Source organism: uncultured Aquimarina sp., assembly GCF_947492115.1.
Lineage (GTDB): Bacteria > Bacteroidota > Bacteroidia > Flavobacteriales > Flavobacteriaceae > Aquimarina.
Genome location: NZ_CANLMM010000004.1, coordinates 517,450 through 542,138, shown reverse-complemented (window position 1 = coordinate 542,138; position 24,689 = coordinate 517,450). Strand labels below are relative to the sequence as shown.

The 24,689-nt window shown below is 34.5% G+C and carries 23 protein-coding genes; 10 read left to right on the top strand and 13 right to left on the bottom strand.

Translation table 11 applies throughout. The features are described from left to right. Positions 1-44: 44 nt before the first annotated feature. The 10 genes from Q1A73_RS15485 to Q1A73_RS15440 all read left to right on the top strand — a co-directional run bounded on the left by Q1A73_RS15485 (position 45) and on the right by Q1A73_RS15440 (position 9,282). On the top strand, positions 45-1,094 hold the full coding sequence (locus Q1A73_RS15485; protein WP_299607194.1) for a hypothetical protein: 1,050 nt from the start codon (positions 45-47) through the stop codon (positions 1,092-1,094). Positions 1,095-1,457: 363 nt separating this feature from the next. Beyond that, positions 1,458-2,903 (top strand): hypothetical protein, encoded by a 1,446-nt coding sequence (locus tag Q1A73_RS15480; protein ID WP_299607193.1) that lies wholly within the window; start codon positions 1,458-1,460, stop codon positions 2,901-2,903. A 52-nt stretch (positions 2,904-2,955) separates the two neighbouring features. Continuing rightward, the gene (locus Q1A73_RS15475; protein WP_299607191.1) at positions 2,956-3,420 is read left to right on the top strand and encodes a DUF5063 domain-containing protein; all 465 of its coding nucleotides are present in this window, start codon (positions 2,956-2,958) and stop codon (positions 3,418-3,420) included. A 164-nt stretch (positions 3,421-3,584) separates the two neighbouring features. After that, entirely contained in the window at positions 3,585-4,976 is a 1,392-nt protein-coding gene (gene rmuC / locus Q1A73_RS15470) for a DNA recombination protein RmuC (protein WP_299607189.1), read from the top strand. A 6-nt stretch (positions 4,977-4,982) separates the two neighbouring features. After that, complete coding sequence (locus Q1A73_RS15465; protein ID WP_299607187.1) at positions 4,983-5,330, top strand: hypothetical protein; 348 nt, start codon at positions 4,983-4,985, stop codon at positions 5,328-5,330. Beyond that, a complete protein-coding gene (locus Q1A73_RS15460; RefSeq protein WP_299607185.1) occupies positions 5,327-6,481 on the top strand; it encodes a serine hydrolase in 1,155 nt (384 codons plus the stop codon). Before Q1A73_RS15465 ends, Q1A73_RS15460 begins: the two co-directional genes overlap by 4 nt. Positions 6,482-6,524: 43 nt before the next feature. Beyond that, entirely contained in the window at positions 6,525-7,865 is a 1,341-nt protein-coding gene (locus tag Q1A73_RS15455; RefSeq protein ID WP_299607183.1) for an IPT/TIG domain-containing protein, read from the top strand. An 18-nt stretch (positions 7,866-7,883) separates the two neighbouring features. Continuing rightward, positions 7,884-8,252 carry a 6-phosphogluconate dehydrogenase gene (locus Q1A73_RS15450; protein WP_299607181.1) on the top strand — a complete coding sequence of 123 codons (369 nt, stop codon included), beginning with the start codon at positions 7,884-7,886 and terminating at the stop codon, positions 8,250-8,252. A 9-nt stretch (positions 8,253-8,261) separates the two neighbouring features. Beyond that, positions 8,262-8,804, top strand: coding sequence for an acyl-CoA thioesterase (locus Q1A73_RS15445; protein ID WP_299607180.1), 543 nt, complete (start codon positions 8,262-8,264; stop codon positions 8,802-8,804). An 88-nt stretch (positions 8,805-8,892) separates the two neighbouring features. Next, positions 8,893-9,282, top strand: a complete 390-nt coding sequence (locus tag Q1A73_RS15440) for a hypothetical protein (RefSeq protein ID WP_299607179.1) — start codon at positions 8,893-8,895, stop codon at positions 9,280-9,282. 10 nt (positions 9,283-9,292) lie between these two features. Here the strand turns inward: Q1A73_RS15440 and ilvA are convergent, their stop codons facing one another. From ilvA to Q1A73_RS15375, 13 genes are all read right to left on the bottom strand, one after another. Continuing rightward, positions 9,293-10,558: a threonine ammonia-lyase IlvA gene (ilvA, locus tag Q1A73_RS15435; RefSeq protein WP_299607177.1), complete on the bottom strand. Its 1,266-nt coding sequence runs from the start codon at positions 10,556-10,558 to the stop codon at positions 9,293-9,295. 112 nt (positions 10,559-10,670) lie between these two features. After that, positions 10,671-12,146: a ketol-acid reductoisomerase gene (gene ilvC / locus Q1A73_RS15430; RefSeq protein WP_299607175.1), complete on the bottom strand. Its 1,476-nt coding sequence runs from the start codon at positions 12,144-12,146 to the stop codon at positions 10,671-10,673. 180 nt (positions 12,147-12,326) lie between these two features. Then, positions 12,327-12,860, bottom strand: coding sequence for an acetolactate synthase small subunit (gene ilvN, locus Q1A73_RS15425; protein ID WP_299607173.1), 534 nt, complete (start codon positions 12,858-12,860; stop codon positions 12,327-12,329). Positions 12,861-12,862: 2 nt separating this feature from the next. Beyond that, on the bottom strand, positions 12,863-14,596 hold the full coding sequence (gene ilvB / locus Q1A73_RS15420; RefSeq protein ID WP_299607171.1) for a biosynthetic-type acetolactate synthase large subunit: 1,734 nt from the start codon (positions 14,594-14,596) through the stop codon (positions 12,863-12,865). Positions 14,597-14,638: 42 nt separating this feature from the next. After that, positions 14,639-16,315: a dihydroxy-acid dehydratase gene (gene ilvD, locus Q1A73_RS15415; protein ID WP_299607170.1), complete on the bottom strand. Its 1,677-nt coding sequence runs from the start codon at positions 16,313-16,315 to the stop codon at positions 14,639-14,641. A gap of 593 nt (positions 16,316-16,908) precedes the next feature. Beyond that, positions 16,909-17,565 carry a response regulator transcription factor gene (locus Q1A73_RS15410; protein ID WP_299607169.1) on the bottom strand — a complete coding sequence of 219 codons (657 nt, stop codon included), beginning with the start codon at positions 17,563-17,565 and terminating at the stop codon, positions 16,909-16,911. A 16-nt stretch (positions 17,566-17,581) separates the two neighbouring features. Further along, on the bottom strand, positions 17,582-18,253 hold the full coding sequence (locus Q1A73_RS15405) for an ATP-binding protein (protein WP_299607168.1): 672 nt from the start codon (positions 18,251-18,253) through the stop codon (positions 17,582-17,584). A gap of 803 nt (positions 18,254-19,056) precedes the next feature. After that, positions 19,057-19,455 (bottom strand): hypothetical protein, encoded by a 399-nt coding sequence (locus tag Q1A73_RS15400; protein ID WP_299607167.1) that lies wholly within the window; start codon positions 19,453-19,455, stop codon positions 19,057-19,059. Between the two features lie 370 nt (positions 19,456-19,825). Beyond that, complete coding sequence (locus Q1A73_RS15395; protein ID WP_299607166.1) at positions 19,826-20,674, bottom strand: biotin-dependent carboxyltransferase family protein; 849 nt, start codon at positions 20,672-20,674, stop codon at positions 19,826-19,828. A gap of 5 nt (positions 20,675-20,679) precedes the next feature. Continuing rightward, the gene (pxpB, locus tag Q1A73_RS15390) at positions 20,680-21,414 is read right to left on the bottom strand and encodes a 5-oxoprolinase subunit PxpB (protein WP_299607164.1); all 735 of its coding nucleotides are present in this window, start codon (positions 21,412-21,414) and stop codon (positions 20,680-20,682) included. Next, entirely contained in the window at positions 21,411-22,142 is a 732-nt protein-coding gene (gene pxpA / locus Q1A73_RS15385) for a 5-oxoprolinase subunit PxpA (RefSeq protein ID WP_299607162.1), read from the bottom strand. Before pxpA ends, pxpB begins: the two co-directional genes overlap by 4 nt. Before the next feature lie 26 nt (positions 22,143-22,168). Beyond that, on the bottom strand, positions 22,169-23,389 hold the full coding sequence (locus tag Q1A73_RS15380; RefSeq protein ID WP_299607240.1) for an Nramp family divalent metal transporter: 1,221 nt from the start codon (positions 23,387-23,389) through the stop codon (positions 22,169-22,171). Between the two features lie 82 nt (positions 23,390-23,471). Continuing rightward, a complete protein-coding gene (locus Q1A73_RS15375; protein ID WP_299607161.1) occupies positions 23,472-24,599 on the bottom strand; it encodes a DUF2891 domain-containing protein in 1,128 nt (375 codons plus the stop codon). Positions 24,600-24,689: the final 90 nt, after the last annotated feature.

The following is a 24,689-nucleotide window of genomic DNA, read 5'->3' as shown; positions in this document are numbered from 1 at the left end:
AAAATGAAAAGTGATAATTTCGAGGCAAAATAAAACCTTACATAATGAACAAAATTTTTAGACTCAAATCATTTATCATGTTATCTGCAATTACTTTATTCATTACTAGTTGTAGTAGTGATAGCAATGATGACATTTTTATCGACCCTACAGATCCTGTTACTTTTGATGGAGAACTTTCTGTTTTCGAAACAGGTACAGACAACAGAACCGTAATGATCGACGGATCAAATGTTTCTGGAAATAATGCAATAGTAAAAGTTGCTTTCAGATCATCGAACACTATGAGACGTTTGTACGTAACTCAAAACGTTTCAGATTTCGGTGCTGAACCTTACAATTTCGCAGTTGGTGGTGTTACCGTAGATGATAAAAAAGATGGTTCTTTAGATTTATCTTCTGACAATGGAGATGAATTTGAATTTGCTATTCCTTTTCCTGTACCAACAAGTGCTGATAGTAACATAGTATATACCATATGGGCTACCACGGGACGTGGAGATTTTAGAGATATTTCTAAAAGAAATGCTATCGGTGATACTGCCGTTGGTACTATCACAATTACCGGAAGCGGGACTAGCACTGCTAACGGAATTAAATCATTTACAAGTACTTTATTAGCAGCTCCACTTGGTGATGGTTCTTCGGATACATTTATGTCGGTTTATAACAACGAAGTGTATAAAATAAGCGAAGGAGAAGAAACTGCAGCGCTTTGGGATTTTGGATATTACTACGGATTTACGCAAAAAGCTTCTCTAGCTTCTACATCTGATTATCCAGCTCTTTTTGATGACGATAATGACTCTAGTACGCCGTTAGTTAACGTATCTGGATTAACAGGTGTTTCACAAGAGGAACTTAATAAATTCTACATTTCTACTTCATTAATTGATTTTGATGCAGTAACAAGCGCTACTGATTTAGATGGAATCAGCCAAGCTACAACTGAAAGAGCTACTGAACTTTCTGTTGGAGATATCCTAGAATTTACTGATCAATACGGAAAAAAGGGTGTAATTAAAGTTACTAATATCACAGGTACTGACGGTAACGATGGATCCATCACTTTAGATATTAAAGTTCAGATCTAATAACACATCATATAAATTGAAATGGCTATTCTAAAAAAGGATAGCCATTTTTATTAGAAACAAGATCGTGGAACCCTTTTTGTTATATGTAAAACAATATGAAGTCATGGATCAATATTTCTTTACTATCAAAATCTCCTAGCCAGTTATTTTTTGATATTAATCATATATCAATCTAGAGTAAACACCAACAAACCATACAATTATTACATAAATTCCGTAATCTCTTTTAAAAGTTTATTTCTATTTTTACCAAACACACATCTTGTTACTAGTAATCCATATACCCAATATTTAGTAATGTTTTAAGGACTTTCTAATAGTTAGTTGTTCTAGTATTAGAAGCCTACTTGTAAATATCATATGGTAAAATTTTTATTACCCCTATTTTTATTATTGAGCCTATTTCAATTATCCGCTCAGTCGGTAAATGATTATAGAACCAATGGTTTGGATGGTAACTGGACTAATGTTGCTATCTGGGAAGTTTTTAATGGTACCACCTGGGTACCCGCTACAAACTATCCTGGTCAGGTAGCCGGCACCAACGATATATCTATCATTGGAAATTCTGAAGTAACTATCAATTCTACTATTCCAAATAGTTTTAATTCGCTTTCTATTGGTCCCGGAACAATGTTCGTAGATGCAGATTCTAGTTTAGACACGCCTTTAATCACCTTAAACACAGGAGGAATAGCCGAATGGACTAGTAACAATACTGATTTAGCACTTCCTGCTAATGCTTCTATTGTTATTAATGGAGGTAATTTAGTTGAAGATAGCCCTTGTAACGCTACGAAAACTATCACAATAGGAACTTCTGTTTTTGCTTCTTGTAATGGCGGTGGTGGTGGAGTGGATTATGATTTTGGTGATATAAATAATAATGGAGGAACTCTAAATGTAAGTCCCACTTCTAATGGACCTTTATGTGTAGGGCAAACATTAAATTTATTTGCCAATCCAGGAGGTGCTGGTAGTAGTGGTGCTACTTTTAGTTGGTCCGGAACAGGGCCTGGTGGATATTCTTTTAGTTCTACTTTACAAGATCCTACAGAAAGTAGTATTACCGCCATAGGAACATATACGTATACGGTAACAATTACCGACAGCTTTTCTAATAGCATTTCAGAATCTATAGATGTAGTGGTGAATGGAGCACCAAATCCTCCGGTAAGTGGAGGCAATCAAACGGTTTGTTTTGGTATTAGCGGAACACTTACTGCTGCTGTTGGAGCAGGTGAAACTGTAGACTGGTACGATGCAGCTACCGGAGGAACCCTTTTATTGGCAGGCAATACAAGCTATTCTACATCTGTAGCAGGTAGTTATTATGCAGAAACGAGGAATACAACCTCTGGTTGTGTTAGTACAAGTAGAGTTGGTGTTATTTTATCCAACAAATCTTGTACAGTTATTACCAATAGAAGAATTACTTATAGAGTAAATCCAGGAGTAACAGGACCCACTGGAACTCCTACAACCGATATGGTAATCAATTTCTTTGATGATGGTCAGAATGGTTCTGGGAATCCTTTCCAATTACAAGTAAGAAATGCTACAAGTGTTGGATTTAATTATCAAATATGGTTACAAAATGTTCCTTATGCCAGTATCCCAGGACTTACACTAGGAGATCATACGGTAAATACCATCAATAATGGTGATGGAACTTTTAGCTATCTTTTTACCAGTACTTCTCCTATTTCAGCATTTGCTTCCAGAGCTATTACTGGTTCTGGTGGAGCTCCATCTCCTTTGGGTATAGGTGCAGCATGCGGTTGTGTAAGTTTTTTTAAATTGTAGTTTGGTTTTGGTTATAATTCTATAATTTAGATTTTATAAAACCACCATAACATTGCATCATCTTATTTCCATTATAGAACCTATAATTCAATGGGGCACTACTCCCAAACTTAACATCCCTAATGGAGAACTTGCTCTTAAACAAGCATTAATCTCTTTATATCAAGAATACTTAGCCATAGCAGGTAAAACTCCAGTAGATGAAAAAGACTATCCTGATCCTCCAGATTTTAATTTCGAAAAAATATCGAATACTATTAGATCCAATTTTCCAAAATTAGGTTTCTATCAGATGATCTTAGATCCTTTTGAAATGACAAAACCTGATACGGGATTAGGTGATGCTAATGATGATCTATCGGATATTATCAAGGATTTGATGGAAGTCCAGTGGAGATTTAAAAATACTAGCGAACAGGATGCGCTATGGTATTTTGAGTTTATTATGCGTAATCATTCCGAAAGGCATATCGTTAATCTTTTAAAAACCTTAAAAGATTTAGAGGAAGAATTATAATGTAGATAATTACTTATACTTCATCATCTCTTCTTACTCCTAAATTTTTATCTTTGATTAAATAACACTTGAGTAAATATCAACGTGTTATTATAAGCTTATTTTTTATCTAGAGACTAGTCTCTGAAAATTAAAATCTCTATCATAGAGTAAATAAAATTCACATGTCAGAATACATATTACTGCTAGTTGCAGTTATTGCCATTATCATTGGTTTTTTTGTTGGTAAATACGTTTCGTCGCTTAAAAACAAAAGCGATCAGAGCGCCCTTAACGAACGTAGCAATCAGTTGCAATTACAACTAGAAGAAACTAAAAAAACAGCTACGCAGCAGTTAGAACTTACCAAAGAGCAACAACAAATACAGAAAGAAACCCTAGAAAAGCAACTTTTAGAAATTGGTAAAGAACGTGATGAAATTAGAAGAGAAAAAGAATTTTTAAACACAGAACTCACCAGACGTAATACCGAATTCGAAAACCTACAACTCAAAAATCAAGAACAAAAAGGAGAAGTAGAAAAGCTACAAGAAAAATTCACCAAAGAGTTTGAAAACCTAGCAAACAAAATATTAGATGAGAAATCTAACAAGTTTACAGAGCAGAATAAAGAAAACATCAAAAACATCCTAAATCCGTTACAGGAAAAGATCAATACTTTCGAGAAAAAGGTAGAGCAAACACATAAAGAAAGTATTGACTACCATGCTGCATTACGCCAACAAATACTAGGGCTTAAAGATCTTAACGAACAAATGAGTAAAGAGGCGACCAATCTTACCAAAGCTTTAAAAGGTGATAGTAAGATGCAAGGAAATTGGGGAGAATTGGTATTAGAACGAGTTTTAGAAAAATCTGGATTAGAAAAAGATAGAGAGTATTTTGTACAACAAAGTTTTACTACGACAGAAGGACAGCGAGTATTGCCAGATGTGGTAATTCATCTGCCCGATAACAAAAAAATGATCATTGACTCTAAGGTGACATTAACTGCCTATGAGCGCTATGTAAATGAAGATGATGAAACTCTCAGAAATACTTATTTAAAAGAACATATTACCTCTTTAAGACGTCATATTGATCAACTTGCCGAAAAAAACTATCAAGATCTTTATGATATCGAATCCCCTGATTTTGTATTACTTTTTGTACCTATTGAACCAGCATTTGCCATCGCCATCAATGAAGATAACAAATTATACAATCAAGCGTTTGAGAAGAATATCGTTATTGTTACTCCTTCTACCCTACTAGCTACTCTTCGTACTATTGATACCATGTGGAATAATGAGAAACAACAACGTAATGCGATAGAAATTGCAAGACAGGCTGGAGCGCTTTATGATAAGTTCGAAGGACTTATGAAAGATCTTACTGGAGTTGGTAAAAAGATTGATGATGCCAAAAAAGACTACGCATCCGCAATGAATAAATTAGTTGAAGGAAGAGGTAACTTGATCACTAGTGTTGAAAAACTAAAAAAGATGGGAGCTAAAGCTAAGAAATCATTGCCAGAAGCAATTATCAAAAGAGCTTCCGAAGACAACGAAATGTAATTAAAAATGATAGACTCAAATACTACTCAGGTGATGATACAATTATTAATGGGCTTAGTATATGCTATTCCTTCCTTACTATTTATCATCATAAGCATTTACTATTTATTAAAAATGGGCTCCCAAATAGACGGAACGCTAATTTTAATTGGAAACGTCATAATATTTCTATCTGTTATAATTGGACAAATAGCATTTGTACAGTTTGCTTTTTATCAAAAATGGGAACACACAAGCTATTCTTATATATCTACTGGAATTAGTATATTTTCCTTTATAGGACGTGTACTATTTGCCGTGGGTATATTCTTGCTCATTAAAAAAATGATCAAACAAAAGAATTCGAACTCATGAAAAGTAAACACACACACATCTTTACATTTCTTTTTGGGCTTATTGTTAACCTTGGGATATCGCAAGAACTATATTTCCCAGAAAGAGGAAATTGGGAAGAAAAAAGTCCATCAGAATTTAATATAAATTCGAATAAGCTAAATGAAGCTATTGCCTATGCAGAAGCAAATGAGTATTCTGGATCTAAAGATTTACGAATTGCCATCTTAAAAGGTTTTGAGCGCGAACCTTATCATCAAATACTTGGACCTACAAAAAAGAGAGGTGCGCCAGCTGGTTTGATTTTAAAAAACGGATATATTATTGCCAAGTGGGGAGATACTGATCGTGTAGATATGACATTTAGTGTAACGAAAAGTTACCTTTCTACAATCACAGGCTTAGCCATAGATGCAAAACTAATTAGCTCTGTTGATGATCTCACTTATAAATATGTATGGGATCATACTTTTGATGGATCTCATAATAAAAAAATAAGTTGGCGACATTTATTAACACAATCATCAGACTGGTCTGGACAGTTATGGGGCGGATATGATTGGGGTGATCGTCCTCCAAATACTGGAGGAGTTGATGATTGGAAACATAGAAAATTAAATGATCCAGGAACCGTGTTTGAATACAATGATGTACGAGTAAATGTATTAGCCTACTCATTACTTAATGTTTGGCGCAAGCCATTACCCCAAATCCTTAAACATCATATAATGGATCCAATTGGAGCATCTTCCACTTGGAGATGGTATGGATATGATAATTCATGGGCAACCATAGATGGTATGCAGATGCAATCTGTAAGCGGTGGCGGTCATTCTGGTGGTGGTTTATTTATTAATACATTAGATCATGCACGTTTTGGATTACTATTTATGAATAATGGGGTTTGGAAAGACAAGCAATTGATTTCTAAAAAATGGATACAGGAAGCAGTACAACCTTCTAGCGCCAATAACAATTACGGATTTATGTGGTGGTTAAATAAAAAAGGAAGTCGCCATTGGAAAGGATTACCAGAACATCTGTATTATGCCGCTGGTTTCGGAGGTAATTTTATAGTAATCGATCAAGAACAAAACCTTGTGATTATAACTAGGTGGTTGGAACCCAAGTATATTGATGAATTTGTAACTAAAGTTTACGAATCATTTTAAAAAAAATTACATCTATATTTGTAATAACTTAAAACTTCAACACATGGCATCTTTTTCTCTTATTTCTAAAAAAAGTAATATAAAGATACTTTTGCTTTTGTCTATCCTAAGTATTACGAGTTGTACAAAAGATGGAGATAATCTTGTTTTTGTTCCCACAGAAATTGAAAGTATTTCTCCAACTAGTGGACCTGGAGATACCGAAGTAACAATTAGCGGTATTTCTTTTGGCACGAATCCTAATGCTGTTTCAGTATTTTTTAATGATGTTGAGGCCATTGTTAATTCGGTTACAGAAACGGAGATCACTGCCATTGTTCCCAGAGGAGCTCAAACAGGTACCGTTCGTGTTGTTCTTAATGGAGAAAACGTAATGGGCCCTGAGTTTACATATGTAATCACTTCTGCTCAAGTGTCTACATTGATAAGAAGTGAAATGCCTGGAGATATGGATGGTCCTGTGGCACAAGCAAGTTTTTCTGCATTATGGGGATTATTAACCGATGAAGAAGGATCTGTATTCATATCAGATTATGGTAATAACAAAATAAGAAAAATCAATACTGATAATATTGTAAGCACAGTTACTGGGATGACTGGTGTAATTGGAGACATGGATGGTACATTTGCAGAAGCTACCTTTAATAATCCTAGAAGTATGGCCATGGACTCTCAGGGAAATATTGTGGTATCTGATTTAGCAGCCCAAAAGATTAGAAGAATAAATCTTTCTTCTGAAACAGTGGAAACTATTGCTGGTACAGGAGATGTAGGATTGGTGAACGGTGATGGTAGTATAGCCCAATTTGCCCAACCCATAGGAGTTGTTATAGATAATTCAGATAATATTTATGTAAGTGAATTAGGAAATGCTACTATTCGGAGAATAGCACCTGATAATACAGTAAATACTTTAGTCGGAACAGGCGTAGCAGGCTTTGTAGATGGCCCCGCAGACACTGCACTGATCAGTTTTACAGCTGGTATGGCAATTGCAGCTAATGGCGATATTGTTTTTGCCGATGCCGGAAATCACAGTGTAAGAAGAGTTACAACTCAAGGAATAGTTTCTACTATCGCCGGAACAGGAACCACTGGAGATGTTAATGGCGAAGGTGATATTGCTCAATTTGCAAGTCCACTAGATGTGGCTGTCGATTCTCAAGGAAATATTTTTGTTGTAGACTTTGGTAATCAAAAAATTAAAAGAATTGATACCGATGGTATGGTAACTACCTACGCTGGAACTGGAGAAATTGGATTTATGGATGGGATTCCCTCTATTGCCACTTTTAATAACCCTAGAAACTTATTCATAGATGAAAATGATGTGATCTATGTTGGTACAGATGATGCCATACGACTAATCACACCAGAATTCTAGAGCTACTTTTATACTAAAATGAAAAAAATTCTTTTAATTATTATTGCTGTTATCGTAGTACTCTTTGCTGTGTGGTACGCTTCTGTTTATTATGCAACTTATAGCGAAGGTGTGCGAAGTGGAGAACTGATTAAATTTAGTAATAAAGGTGTTTTATTTAAAACCTGGGAAGGAGAAATAAGCCAGGGAATATCCGGCGCACAAATATTCAGTTTTTCGGTAGAGGACCAAAATAAAGAAGTCATCAAAAAACTCGAAGAATATCAAGGAAGATATGTAAAACTTAAGTATAAAGAACGTTTTGCCAAAGTTTCGTGGTTAGGAGACTCTAAATACTTTGTGATCGATGTCGAAGAAGAAGAATCACCACATTTTAGAAATAAATAGTAATTGTACATGAAGAAATATAAAGCAGCAAAAGAATCCAGAGTGGTGATCTCAGAGTTGATGCTACCTTCGCATTCTAATTTTAGTGGTAAAATTCATGGTGGTTATATTCTTTCTTTAATGGATCAGATTGCCTTTGCTTGTGGATCAAAACATTCTGAAGCGTATTGTGTAACCGCAAGTGTAGATAAGGTAGACTTTAGAAAACCTATCGAAGTTGGAGAGTTAGTTACTATGAAAGCCTCTATAAATCATGTAGGTACTACCTCTATGGTGGTTGGTGTTCGTGTAGAAGCAGAAAATATTATGACTGGTAAAGTAAAACATTGTAACTCTAGCTACTTTACCATGGTTGCAAAAAATGACGAAGGAAAAAGTATTACAGTTCCTGGATTAATTCTGGAAAACGAGACCGCAGTGCGTCGTTTTGTAAGAAGTATTATTAGAAAAGAAGATGCTAGTGCACGAAGAGACCGATTTAAAGCTTCTGAATTTAGATTAGAAGATCATATACAATTGTTAAAAGAATACAATATACAATTAGCATTATAATTTATTCTAGAAGTCTGCGTTAGTGCTATCAGAGAATACCATGATGTACTCTTCAGAATTTTGCTATATTTAAGAAAAATTGAAAACTATGAAATCCCCAACTTTACTATTACTGTGCGCATTTACGATGATTCTAATAAGTTGTAGCAGTAGTGATGATGGAACTACTGAACCAGATGTAGTTATCGATCCTGATCCGATTCCAGAACAAACTTCCACCTACATAGGTCATGTAAAAACGATTATAGATTCCAATTGTTTAGAGTGCCATGGATCCCCATTACAAAATTCGGCACCAATGGAACTAGTTACCTTTCAGCAAGTAGTAAACGCAGTAAATGATAGGAATTTATTTAGTTTTATAAATACCACAAATGCTTTCAATGTAATGCCACCGTCTGATGAAGGAGGAAGAATGCCACAAGCTACCATCGATATTGTTGAAGATTGGATTGCAGATGGGCTTTTAGAACAATAGTCCTATCTTACTATACTAGAAATTGAAATAGATCTGGCTTATCGTTAAGATAATCTCCAAAAAAATTATGTTCCTTCATTCTCGCAATTAGAGGTTGAAGATCCTTTTTATCTTTAAGTTCAATTCCTACTACTGCAGGACCATTTTCTCTACTTGATTTTTTGGAGTATTCGAAATGAGTGATGTCATCATTGGGACCTAATATTTCTCCAACAAACTGTTTTAAGGCACCAGCTCTTTGTGGAAAGCGAACTATAAAATAGTGTTTCAAATCTGCATATAACAATGCTCTTTCCTTAATTTCCGCAGTTCGTGTAATATCATTATTACTACCACTAACAATACACACTACATTTTTACCTTTGATTTTATCTTTATAAGTTTCTAAAGCAGCTAAAGTAAGAGCGCCTGCAGGTTCTACTACGATTGCATCCCTATTATACAAATCCAAAATTGTTTGACATACCAATCCTTCAGGAACAGTTATCATATCTGACAAATAAGATTTACATATATCAAAATTTAAATCTCCAACCTTTTGCACTGCAGCACCATCAATAAACTTATCAATATCTACGATCTCAGTATTTTTATTTTCCTGAATAGATGTCAACATGGATGGAGCTCCTTTAGGCTCTACTCCAATAATTTTTGTTTTAGGTGATAGCGCTTTCATAGCACCACATAAGCCAGATGCCAATCCACCTCCTCCAACAGCTACAAAAATGTAATCAATAGGATGATCTACCTGCTTAAAAATTTCCAAACCAATAGTTCCTTGACCTTCTATAGTTTTAGGATCATCAAAAGGATGTACAAACGTCTTCCCTTGTGTTTTACAGATATCTCTAGCTGCTTTGGAGGCATCATCAAAAGTATCACCTTCTAAAACTATTTCCACCTGATCTCCACCAAACATTTGTGTCTGTTCAATCTTTTGTTTTGGTGTTACAGATGGCATATAAACGGTTCCCTCGATGCCTAAATGATGACAAGCAAAAGCAACACCTTGCGCATGATTACCAGCGCTAGCACATACAACCCCTTTAGCCAATTGCTCTTTGGTTAATGAGCTAATTTTATTAAAAGCTCCTCTAATTTTATAAGACCGTACCCTTTGTAGATCTTCTCTTTTTAATAAAATATTGGCATCATATTTCTTTGAGTATCGTATACTATTCATTAGGGGAGTAACCATAGAGACCTCCTTAATAGTGGAGGCCGCTTTTTGGATATCTTCTAATTCCGGAAAATATGTGGTTACTTCAGTATCCATATTCATTCTTTACATAGTAATAATTCATCTGCCAGTCTGAGTCCATCAAAGATTACACAATACACATCTCAAAAAAACTTCAACAGACCCAGCTAGACAAATAAACTTTATATTATACTATTGGCTTCATCGCAGTCATCGAAGCTCTTAGTCTCGAACCTACAACTTCAATTGGATGATTTCTCAAAGCCGTATTAACTTCTATTAATTTAGCATTATCTACACCGTTGTTTTTACCAGCGTCAAAAGCCTTTCCTATAACATCAGTGTCAATCTTTTTCATGAAATCTGCTAATAACGGCTTACATGCATGATCAAATAAGTAACATCCATACTCAGCAGTATCAGAAATCACTCGATTCATTTCAAATAATTTCTTACGAGCTATTGTATTGGCAATTAATGGAGTTTCGTGTAAAGACTCATAATAAGCGGACTCTTCAATAATACCAGAAGAAGTCATGGCTTCAAAAGCTAACTCTACACCTGCTCTTACCATAGCAACCATCAATACTCCATTATCGTAATATTCTTGTTCAGAAATCTCAACATCTCCAGCTGGTGTTTTTTCAAAAGCTGTTTCTCCTGTCTCTGCTCTCCATGACAATAGGTTTTTATCTCCATTTGCCCAATCTTCCATCATTGTTTTAGAAAAATGACCTCCAATGATATCATCCATATGTTTTTGGAATAACGGACGCATAATATCTTTTAACTCTTCGGAAAGTTCAAATGCTTTTATTTTAGAAGGATTTGATAGTCTATCCATCATATTGGTAATTCCACCATACTTCAACCCTTCGGTAATGGTTTCCCAACCATATTGAATCAATTTCGAAGCATATCCAGGATCAATTCCTTTTTCTACCATCTTATCAAAGCAAAGAATAGATCCCGTTTGTAAGAGTCCACATAAAATGGTTTGTTCTCCCATTAAGTCCGACTTTACTTCAGCTACAAATGATGATTCTAAGACTCCTGCTCTATCACCACCTGTTCCTACAGCATAAGCTTTTGCTTGATCTAAGCCATGTCCTTGCGGATCATTCTCTGGATGTACTGCAATTAAGGTTGGTACTCCAAATCCTCTTTTATATTCTTCTCTTACCTCAGAACCAGGACATTTTGGTGCTACCATAATCACCGTTAGATCTTCTCTAACCTTCATTCCCTCTTCTACAATATTAAATCCATGAGAATACGACAATGTAGCTCCTTCTTTCATTAAAGGCATTACTGTATTTACCACTTGAGTATGTTGCTTATCCGGTGTAAGGTTAATTACCACATCTGCATTAGGCACTAATTCTTCATAAGTTCCTACTGTAAATCCATTCTCTGTAGCATTTTTATAAGACTGTCTTTGCTCTTTAATAGCTGCTTCTCTCAGTGTATATGAAATATCTAAACCAGAATCTCTCATATTTAATCCTTGATTCAGTCCTTGTGCTCCACATCCCACAATTACTATTTTCTTTCCTTTTAATGCATTTACTCCATCTGTAAACTCAGAAGAGTCCATAAATCTACATTTTCCTAATTGTGTTAATTGATCTCTTAATGATAGCGTATTAAAATAATTTGCCATTTCCTTCTTAATTTGTGGTTACTTCCGCTCTCACGGAAATCTATTTAATTTTGATTTTTAGTTGTTCTATTTTTTGTGTGTATTCCGCTTGAGGCGGATCGGGCTATTCGTTATATCTTTTCTAATGGTTCCCTTCGAGAGCCTCAGGGCACCCCTAGAAAAGGATGCCACTGCTATCCCTTACACAGTTTCTTCTACAAATTCTTCTAATATAGATGATATATGCATTTTATCCTTAGTTACTGCTATTCTTCCAGATCGAACAAATTGCATTAATCCATAAGGTTCTAGTTGATCATATAATTTTTCGACTTCTTTACGTCTTCCTGTTTTTTCCAGAACAAAAAACTCTGGAGTCACTGTGACGATATTAGCATTACTTTCTTTAATCACATTTTGTATTTGTCGCTCCTCAAATAATAACTTTGAAGCAACTTTAAATAAAGCAGTTTCCTGATAAATCGTTTCATCATCTTTATGATAAAACGCTTTGATAACTTCAATCTGTTTTTCGATCTGACCTACTAATTTCTTTACTTGTTCTTCAGTAATTTTTACAACAATAGTAAAACGAAATACATCTTTTATTTCAGATACAGAAGCGGTCATACTATCTAAATTAATATGACGTTTTAGGAAAATTGCAGAAATTCTATTCAACAATCCTATATTATTCTCAGTATATACTGATATGGTATAACACTCTCTCTCCATAACTAACATAATCTTATATCCGAAACCGACGCTCCTGTGGGTATCATAGGAAATACATTATTTTCTTTTTCTACACACACTTCTAAGAAATAAGGTTCTTCGGAAGCTATCATTTCTTTAATTGCACCTTGCAATTCTTCTCTTTTTGTTACTCTTTTAGCTGCAATATGATATCCTTTGGCAATAGTAATAAAATCAGGATTTACCATTTCTGTAGAGGCATATCGTTTATCAAAGAACAATTGTTGCCACTGACGCACCATTCCTAAGAAATCATTGTTTAACACTACAATTTTCACAGGAACTCTTGTCTGAAAAATGGTACCCAACTCTTGTATGGTCATTTGGTAACCTCCATCACCAATAATTGCCACCACTTCTCTATCTGGTGCTCCCATTTTAGCACCTATAGCTGCAGGCAAGGCAAATCCCATAGTTCCTAATCCTCCAGAGGTGACGTTACTTTTTGTTTTTACAAATTCTGCATATCGACAAGCGATCATTTGATGCTGTCCTACATCAGACACAATAACTGCATCACCTTTAGTTTCCTCATTAATTCCTCGTAATACTTCGCCCATTGAAAGTCCTTCTTTAGAAGGGTACAGCTCATCTTTAATTACTTTTTCGTATTCTACGGTATCAAAATCTTTAAATTCCTGCAACCAATTTTCATGGGTTTTAGGTGCAACTAAAGGAAGTATCTGTGCAAGGGTATTTTTAACATTACCCATTACAGCAACGTCTACTTCTACATTTTTATTAACCTCTGCTGGATCAATTTCAAAATGAATAATCTTTGCTTGTTTTGCGTAAGTTTCCAAATTACCTGTAACTCTATCATCGAATCGCATTCCGATAGCAACTAATAAGTCACATTCATTGGTAAGTTTATTAGGACCATAATTTCCATGCATTCCTACCATTCCAACATTTAGCGGATGAGCTGTTGGCAATGCTGATAGTCCTAAAATAGTCCAAGCGGCAGGGATTCCAGATTTTTCTACAAAATCTTTTAACTCTTCTTCAGCCTCTCCTAAAATCACTCCCTGACCAAAGACGATCATAGGTTTCTTAGCATTATTGATTAATTGAGCGGCTTGTTGTACTGTTTCTGGATCTGTTTCAGGAACGGGTTTATAGCTTCGTACACCTTTACACTTTTCATAGTTAAAATCCAGTTCACCAAACTGAGCGTCTTTTGTTATATCAATCAAAACAGGACCAGGACGACCTGAACGAGCGATATAAAATGCTTTGGCTAACACAGAAGGAATATCTTCAGCTTTGGTGACCTGATGATTCCATTTAGTGATTGGAGTAGAAATTCCTATAATATCCGTTTCCTGAAAAGCATCAGATCCTAATAAATGAGAACCTACCTGACCTGTAATACAAACCATAGGCGTCGAATCAATTTGCGCATCCGCAATTCCGGTAACAAAATTTGTAGCTCCCGGACCTGAAGTAGCAATTGCGACTCCGACTTTTCCACTAGTTCTTGCATACCCTTGTGCTGCATGCGTAGCACCTTGTTCATGTCTCGTAAGAACGTGATGTAATCTATCTTGAAACTTGTATAACTCATCATATACTGGCATAATTGCTCCACCAGGATATCCATAAATTAAATCTACACCTTCTGATAACAGGCAATGTATTACTGCTTCAGCACCTGTCATTCGACCAGAGGCTGTTTCAGTTTCTTTTTTTATTGTTTGCGTTTGTGTTTCCATTACGCTATATATTTTTCTTTCAGTTCGTACTGAAATGTTTTTTTAGAATTCATCTGTTACGCAACCCTGCGATGCAGATGAAACTGTATTGGCATATTTATATAAAACTCCTTTTTTAAACTTCAACGGCGGTTGAACCCAAGCAGCTTTTCTTCTTTCTATTTCTTCTTCTTCGATAGCAACCGTAATAGAATTTGATTCAGCATCGATAGTGATCATATCACCATCTTCTACCAATGCAATCAAACCTCCTTCTTGTGCTTCGGGAGTAATATGACCTACAACAAAGCCATGTGTTCCTCCAGAGAATCTTCCGTCTGTAATCAATGCAACCTCTTTACCAAGGCCCGCTCCCATGATTGCCGCTGTTGGTTTTAACATTTCTGGCATTCCAGGACCTCCTTTAGGACCTTCGTACCTAATGACGACTACATCTCCTTTTTGAACTTTTCCATCCCTAATACCATCATTCGCATCATACTCACTATCGAAAACTTTGGCTTTACCTGTAAAGCTCAAACCTTCTTTCCCAGTTATTTTTGCAACACATCCATCTTTTGCTAAGTTTCCAAACATGATTCTTAAATGTCCGGTTGCTTTAATAGGATTTTCTAATGGTTTTATCACATCTTGTCCTTCTTCTAAATCCGGAACGTCTAATAAGTTTTCTGCCAACGTTTTTCCAGTAACGGTCAAACAATCTCCATGTAATAACCCTTTCTTTAAAAGATATTTTAACACAGCAGGAATCCCTCCGATATCATGAACATCTTCCATTAGGTATTTTCCACTTGGTTTTAGATCTGCTAAGAATGGAGTTTCATCACTTATTCTCTGAAAATCTGCTAAGGTAAATTCTACATCTGCCGCTCTAGCAATGGCTAAGAAATGAAGTACAGCATTTGTAGAACCTCCTAAGATCGTTACCAGACGAACTGCATTTTCTAATGACTTTTTGGTAACGATATCCAAAGGTTTAATATCTTTTTCTAAAAGTACTCGCATAGCTCTACCTGCAGCGATACTTTCTTCTTCCTTGTTTTTACTAATAGCAGGATTTGATGAATTATACGGAAGTGACATCCCCAAAGCTTCGATCGCTGATGCCATGGTATTTGCGGTATACATTCCTCCACAAGCTCCAGCACCAGGAATTGCTTTCTTAATAACACTTTTATATTCTGTGTTCTCCATCGTTCCGGCTACTTTTTCGCCCCAAGCTTCAAATGCCGAAACAATATCTAGCTTTCGTCCTTCATGACATCCAGAAGCAATTGTACCTCCATATACCAAAATCGAAGGTCTATTTAAACGAATCATCGCCATTAATGCTCCAGGCATATTCTTATCACATCCAACTACTGTTACCATTCCATCATAGGACATTGCCTGTACTACGGTTTCCATAGAATCCGCAATAACATCTCTAGACGGTAATGAAAAACGCATTCCTGGAGTTCCCATGGAAATTCCATCACTTACACCAATCGTATTAAAGATTAATCCAACCACATCTTCTTCTCTTGTACCTTGTTTTACTAATTTGGCCAAGTCATTTAAATGCATATTACAAGGATTTCCTTCATAACCTGTACTGGCAATACCAACTAATGGCTTATTAAAATCTTCATCGGTTAGTCCAACAGCATGAAGCATTGCCTGTGCAGCTGGTTGGGTATCGTCTTGTGTAACTCGTTTACTATATTTATTAATACTCATCCTTATCTGAATGTTATTTTTTATCGATTTCTTATTTTTTTAACTTATTTATTAACATATTCTCATGTATCCAAATAAACCATAGTATAAAATTATTTCGTAATGACTAAACTGTTAAATTTAATTCAATAAGCTTACAACATCCAACCATTCACAAACCATCATTTTATACTGATTTACAGATACTTACACTTAATCTATTTACAATCACTACATATCATATTTTTATTTTTTTAGTTAAAAAAAATCCCTTCTAATAGTAGAAGGGATTTTTAAATTATATATTCATAATACCCTTCTCACCCTGATATAATAATCACGATGTTGATAATAATTTGGACAATAATTACTTGTTGTAAATTCATTATTTTATTTATTCATAGAACTGGTTTAAAACAGTTCATAAAAAAATCCCTTTACGAACGTAAAGGGATTTTAGTATAAGTTTGTATCATATCATATCCCTTTACCAAGATGAAATAATCACCTCGATAATAATGACATTAATGATATTTAAATTTGTTTTTTTCATTTATGGGGATAAATATAGTAAAATTTAATATTGAAAAACAAATAGTTACGAATAGAAATCTTTAGTCTAATTTAAATAAGTTATTCTTCATACAGTAAATTACAAGCCCTACTCTTGTTTTTACTTGCAATTTTTTGAAAACTGCTTCTCTATAATTTTCTATGGTTTTAGGACTCAAATTCATCTCACCCGCGATATTCTTATACGTAAGTTCGGAACAAGCATACTTTAAAAAAGTCCATTCTCGATCAGTTAGTTTTTCAGCAAGATTTTCGGTAATCTTCGCATCTGCTTTTTCTGTATATTTTAGCGCAGTCTCTATCTTACTCGAATAATAAAACCCTTGTTCGATAACCATTTTCATAGCAAACTCGAAGTTCTCTGGATGGATATCCTTTAACAAATACCCTCTCGCTCCTGCTCTCAGCATTTTGATGATAGTTTCTTCATCATCTTCCATGGTTAGTGCCAATACTTTCTGCTCTGGTTGGTTTTCTTTTAACCACTGCATGGTTTGGATACCATCCATCACAGGCATTTTCACATCTAGCAAGATGAGTTCTGGTTTTTTTCTTTTATGCAGATAATATTGTGTGAGTTCTTTTCCGTTTTTTAGAATAGCCAAAACCTCATATCCTTCGAGGTTGGTTATAAGACTTTCTAGAGATTGAGCGAATAGAAGATGATCATCTACAATGACAACAGTCTTTTTCTTCATTTTCGATTTAATTTTGTTATACCTTATCTTCTTCTTTAAATGGGTACTGCAAGGTAAGCAATACTCCTTTATTAGGCTCCGAAATACAGTCTAAAGTTGCATTTACCAAAGCTGCTCTACTTTTCATATTTAATAATCCTGAATTAGCTTGCACCGATTCCATATCATACCCAACTCCATCATCTTTGATGGTAATTGCTAAATCATCTGGTGAATACTCCAGTTTCACCAATAGATGAGAAGCTTCTGCATGCTTTATGGTATTAGAGAAAAACTCCTGAACGATACGATATATGATAATTTCGTCCTTAGGATTGATAAACAACTCTTCTCCAGTGATAATAAGCTCTGGTGTTAGGAAATTTAGTTTTTTAAACCGATCTAACTCAACCTGGATAGATTTTATCAGACCAATATTCTGTATTACTTCGTGATTTAGGGTTTTAGAAAGATTTCTGATTTCTTGTAGACTATCACCAACCAAACTTCGGATATCTTGCACGGAGTCTTTGATCTTTGGTTCTAAATTGGTACTTAAAATATTGATTTGCATGACCGCGGTAGAAAGCAACTGACCAATATTATCATGTAGCTCCCAACTTACATTTTTTAGGGTTTGCTCTTGGATTTCAAGCTTAGAGTTTTGGAGCTCTTCATCAAAACGTTGTTTTGCTTTTAAACGTTCCAATAATAATTTATTCTTCCTCCTTTGAAATGCTACAAAGAATACGATACCAAAAATTGCGAAAAATAATATAATTATAGTAAAATAAACTATAAGTAAGATCTGTTCCTTCTGTAAAAGTTGTTCTTTTTGTAGCATACAAGAAATCCTATTGTATAGCAAGTATACATAAAAAAGATAGCACTATTCAAAATTATCTTTCTAATATCAACAAATTCTGGACTTTTTTCCATGCTATAATATTTACTATATATAAATAAAGGGGTTGATAATAGATGGAAAATTATTGAACCTAAAACAACATAAAACGGAATCATTTTATAAAAAATCAAAATCTTATCGCTTTGCAAAACTTCAAATAAATAAATAAATCCGAATATCATTACTAACATCGTACCAACTATATAGGTAAATGATGAAATTGATTTAAAATACACATCAGAAAAAACTAGATTTAGAATAGATAAAACTATATAGATAGTAATGACAATTTTTGAAATCCTCTTAAAAGTCTTCGTCTTATATTGTAAATTAAAATACCAAACGTAAAAGGAAAAATTTATGATAAGATATACGTTCTGCAACCAATGATTACTTTCAAACCAAGTTTCTTTAAGAAAAGGAAACATATCATAATAATAAATTAAGCCTGGTATAGTACCGATAGCTTCAACTCCAAAAGTTAACCATAAGAAATAAACAAAATACCGAGAATTTAATTCATCTCGGTATTTAGATATATAAAGCGTTCCTGCTACACATGCTGACAATTCAAACAACAAGTAAGAGAATAAAATAATCATGTTCTAGAAATTCTTAGGAGGAATGCCACTAGATCCGCTATTAAAAGCATCAATATCATAATTATTTTCATCATCACCACCATCTTTACCAGCTCCTGGACGTGAACCTGTAGGCGCAAAGAACAAAGTAGAATAACCACGACCCATTTTACATTTAGATTGCGAATATGAACCCATATAGACACGGATTCCTGGGTTTTTAATTCCTTGCTCCGCAGATTCTTGTTTTACATACGCCAAATATTCCTCTATCTCAGCTACAGTCCAGTGAAACTCGCGTGCATCTTCAAATCCTAAACTCTTTTGAAGACCTTTCCCTCTTTTTTTACACCAATTATCATGAAGCTCTCTAGCCTCTTCTACTTTGATACACTTTTTGGGTCTTTGTACTTTTTTTGCCATAATATTTTGTTTAACGGGTTTATTAACGCTAATATATTCAAAAAACAAGATTATCCGCAAATACCCCTAACCTTTAGCAAACTTTGTTTACGGAAAAACCATAATTACAATATTTTGATTTTCAAATACTTAAACAGATACTATAAAATTCAGAAAAAATACACAAAGGGGGGTTTTCCCCCTATACCTCATAGGTGGTTTTACCCCTATCAACAACTTATACAAACTTAACAAACTTATAATCAGATTAACTTATAGCATAAAAAACCAACAACACATATACGCAACTCTATTTAACCAGTTAATTATTATAAAACTTCAAATCGAATGGAAAATTAAAATATTAAATATTGTATTGAAGCAAATCTACCTAAAAAGACGACATTTTAAATTTTACACTTTCGCCTACCCTTTTTTGTGCAATAACATTTATTGACTCCTCTGATAATTGAAAAATTCTTGGATATCCTCCTGTAGTTTGGCAGTCCCTCATTAAGACAATCAACCTACCTGAAGGAGTTAATTGAACCGTACCTGGTAACACTGGAACCGAAATCATAGAAGTTAGATTATTCCCCACTTCTTCATTCAATGAAATAGCCATTCGACTACTCTCATTAGAAATAGTAAAATTCCTCATTAAAATAGATGTCTTTTCGGTATCACTTAACAGATCATATTCAGGACCAGGATACACCTCTAAAACTTCTTGATCGAGCCAATCACTTTCGATTTTCACCGAAGATAACGATGTCGAAAATCCACAATAAATCCTATACGATATCTCATCAGTTTTAACCAACTTTTCTGAAGCTGTAATATTTTTATATTGCGACCTACTATTCAAAACACGATTCGTACAAAATCCATTTTTTATTCCTACATAACCAAAAACACCTTTTGATATATTTTTTAGCCTTAAAACATCTCCTTTATTTACTATTAAAGGTTGATTAAATTTTACAGGTTGATCATTCATATAAGGATCACATATTGCACCTGTGAGAACTATTACAGACTCTTCATAAAACTTTAAAATCGGCGGCATTATCATCCACTCTATAACCGCACAATTCTCATCATTACCTAACAAAGCATTTGCTAACTTAAAAGATCTTTTATCCATAGCACCACTTTGTGGAACTCCATATTTTGAAAATCCGAAACGACCTCTATCCTGAATCGTCGTATACATTCCAGAAGACAAAATCTCTACCATAACAATTAAAAATATTCAGGAATTAATTGATAATTTTCATTAGCAATGGATAAACCTATATCGTTATATTCATCTACTGTTACCGATATAAACTTTATTCTATCATCGGGAGTAGCAAAGCAACAAGGATCCGAATTGACATCGAAAAAAGACAAAGGAGTTCTACCAATTACATGCCAACCACCTGGACTATTGGATGGATAAATTCCAGTTTGATTTCCACCAATCGCCACAGATCCTTTTTCTACAAAACGACTAGGATTCGATTTTCTTGGAGTTATCAATTTTTTATCAAGACCACTCAAATACAAAAATCCTGGTAAAAAACCGATAAAATGAATTGCATATAATGGAGTAGTGTGAAGTGAAATAATCTCGTTAACACTAATTGATTTTTGATCAGCAAACGAAACAATTTCCGGACACACATTTTCATCATAGCAAACGGGTATATTCCACAGACGTTTTTTTACACTCTTTTTTAAAACCTCTTTAGAAACCAGTGATTTTAGTTCAAAAAACCTATCATAGATATTCTCTATAGTGGATACATATAAAATTAATAACGAGTTATATGATAAAATTACTTCAACAATTACTTTACCGTAAAATTCCTCGATAGATTTTTTATAAAAAATCAACAAATTCAGCAAATTTTCATCAACTTTTACATCGGTTTGAATCAAAATTGAATTCTCACTGTATTGTTTATAGTCAAATTTCACATCAGAATTCTTCATTTTAGCACGTAATTTTTAGCTGTCAACTCCTTATATATATACTTCAAAATTTCAACAGATTTTGGATTATCACCATGCACACAAATTGTATCAAAAAAAACATCCACTTCTTCTCCTCCGATTGTTTTTACTTTTTCTTCAGAAATCATTTTCCAAACATGATTAAAAACTTTTTCAGGATTTTTGATCACCGCACCAACTTCGGATCGCGACACCAATGTTAAATCATCATTATAATTCCTATCTGCAAAAACCTCATGTTTTATCTCAAAATCATCTTTGTAAAAATAAGAAATAACAGAATCTTTTGGCGATATTAATAATAAACTTTTATCTATATTTTTAACCGAATCAACAACAGCTTTAGCAATACCTTTATTTTTTACAGCATCATTATACAATGCTCCATGTGGTTTTACATGATGCAATATCGCACCTGCTTGTTCGGTAAACTTTTTAACTTTCAAAATTTGATCGGTCAATGTTTTGACTAAATCATCATGAGAAATTTCCATAGACACTCTTCCGAAATTTTCTCGATCAGGATATGAAGGATGTGCTCCAATTTTTACATTATACTGTATAGCTAAATCTATTGTTTTTTTTATCCCTTCGTCATCACCTGCATGCACACCGCAAGCAACATTACACCACGAAATAAATGGCATAATTTGATCATCAAATCCTGCCCTTTCTCCCACATCTGCATTCAATAAAACTTTTTTCAAATTCTTACATTTTATAAAATTATGTCTTACAAATTTATTATCACTTTCCAAATACCTCTAAACCCTAAAAAGCAAGTAACACACACTATCAAAATACCCATTATATTTTGCAGTTTAGAATTCGTAAAATTCCCCAATAATTTTTTCTGATTCATTACCCATAAAAGAAAGATCGCTACGATAGGTAGTAAGACTCCATTTGCCACTTGAGCAAACTGAATAATAACAATAGATTTGATACCAAAAGATGAAAATAAAACGCCTAAAAAAAGGATAAACATCCAGACCATTCTAAAGCGTTTACTCTTCAATCCATCCTCCCATCCAAGACATCCTTTCACCACATATGCTGCTGCTAAAGGAGCTGTGATTGCAGATGTAATTCCAGCTGCAAACAACCCAAGCGATAGGACATATTTTGCCATTGACCCAAAAACAGGTTCTAACCCTTTTGCCAGATCAGCTGCATTATTTATTTCTGATTGTTGAATTGCTGCTCCTGCCACAATGATTGCCATCGAAACCAATCCTCCAAGTACTATTGCTACTACAGTATCCCTTCGTACTGCTGGTAAGTCATCCTTTGACTTCCATTTTTCGCTTACAATAGAAGCATGTAAAAACAGATTATAAGGAACCACAGTAGTACCTATTAATCCAACTATGGTAAGGATCTTATCGGAAGAGAGATCAGGTATAAACCCTTTTACCAAAAGAGATATGTCTGGTTTTGTTACCATTGCTGCCATGATGAATGCAAGACTCATGAATAGTACTAAAACGATAAGGCTTCGCTCTAAAATCTTATAATTTCCTATATACAGCAGTAAAAAAGCGACAATTCCGATCAAAACACTGACATAGTTAAGCGGTATACTTCCAATCTGTATCGTAGGAGATCCTATGATCGTAGATACTCCAAGGACACCTCCACTAATGTTTCCTGCTTCATAAGCGGCATTTCCTATAAAGATTGCGGATAGCATCAATGCAATAAGTATCCAACGAATAGCTTTATTTGCAAACTGAGACTTCACTATTTCACTCAATCCTTGTTGCGTTACCAGTCCTAATCGCGCAGACATTTCCTGTAAAACAACACAAGCTACAATCGATAATACCAAAGCCCAAAGCAAGGTAAAACCAAATTGTACTCCAGCCATTGTGCAGACTGTAACGGTACCCGGGCCAATAAATGCAGCAGTTACTAAAGTACCTGGACCTATTTTAGGAAGCCATTTGATCATATAATTATAAATTAGAATGTTAGTAGAACAATGAACATTCGCTGAGAACATTCATCTATGTTTTTAGTGCTATGTTACTAGTCTATTTTTGAAGCGCGTAAATGGCAAAAGACCCAAGCCAATGACCTCCTTCATAACTATCTCCAACAAGGTTTGGTAATGAGTAGTTGACATGCTTATTTGCAATATTCACAAGATGTTCATACTCTGGATATTGATTTGCTAAACCATACAAAACCCATGCTCTACTAAAATTAAGTCCATCTAAGTGTACAAGTTTACCATCTGTTCTATCCGAAACCTCTCCTACTGGAATATCAAAATCCTTGTTTTTAAGTTGCGGCATAAAATCTTGAACCCAAGCATCAAAAGATGATTTGGATAAAATCTTTCTCATAATATCAACTTCTTCTAAACAAGGAGACAAAAAATCATATCCACTAGGTTCCCAACTTATCGGACAAGAGGTATCGTTTGTGTAAAACTCTTTTGCTCTTTTGGTTATAGCTTCTTTTAAAGATTGATGGTCTAAAGCAACCGCAAAATCGTATGCAAATGATAATCCAAAAGCAGTATTCGTATGCTCTCCTACTCGTATTGAGTATTTTAGTTTTGGTAGAAAATCGATGTATCGCTGGATAATAAGATCAGTAAGCGGTTGTAAATTCGTTTCTAATTCTTTAGCGACAGGATCATCCCATGAATGAATTTCTTCTGCTAATTTTAGCAACCATGCCCAACCATATGTTCGTTCATAAGAAGTATTGTGTTTCCCTTCAAAATAGACAACTTCTGCTTCAATATTCTTTTTAGAAATATTGGCTAAGAGCCTTGTTTTAATATCTGCAGCGTTTTCGAAATCTGGGAAGGATTTTAGCAACTTTACCAAGGACCAATGCCCATGCACCGAAGAATGCCAATCAAAACATCCGTAAAAAGCAGGATGCAATGCACTAGGTTCTCCGATATCTTCCTTACCGCCTAAGGTTTGCCCTAATTTATTTGGATATTCCGTATTGATACAAGCCAAAGGTAATTCTAATAAGGAAATCGCCTGTTTCTTGGTTAATTCTAAAGGTTTTTCAACAACTACTTTAATAGTATCCGATACTACCGTTATAGGTTCTTTTACGGTTTTTTCGGATGAAGATTCAGAGGGATTACAAGCTAATATTAGTATTGAAAAAAATACTACGATTAATCGATTCATGTGCCAATATTTTTAATTCTTGATACCCTGACTATTGGAATATATTCTGGTATCCAAAGACGATTGTTTTTAAAAATATTGATTTCCTCT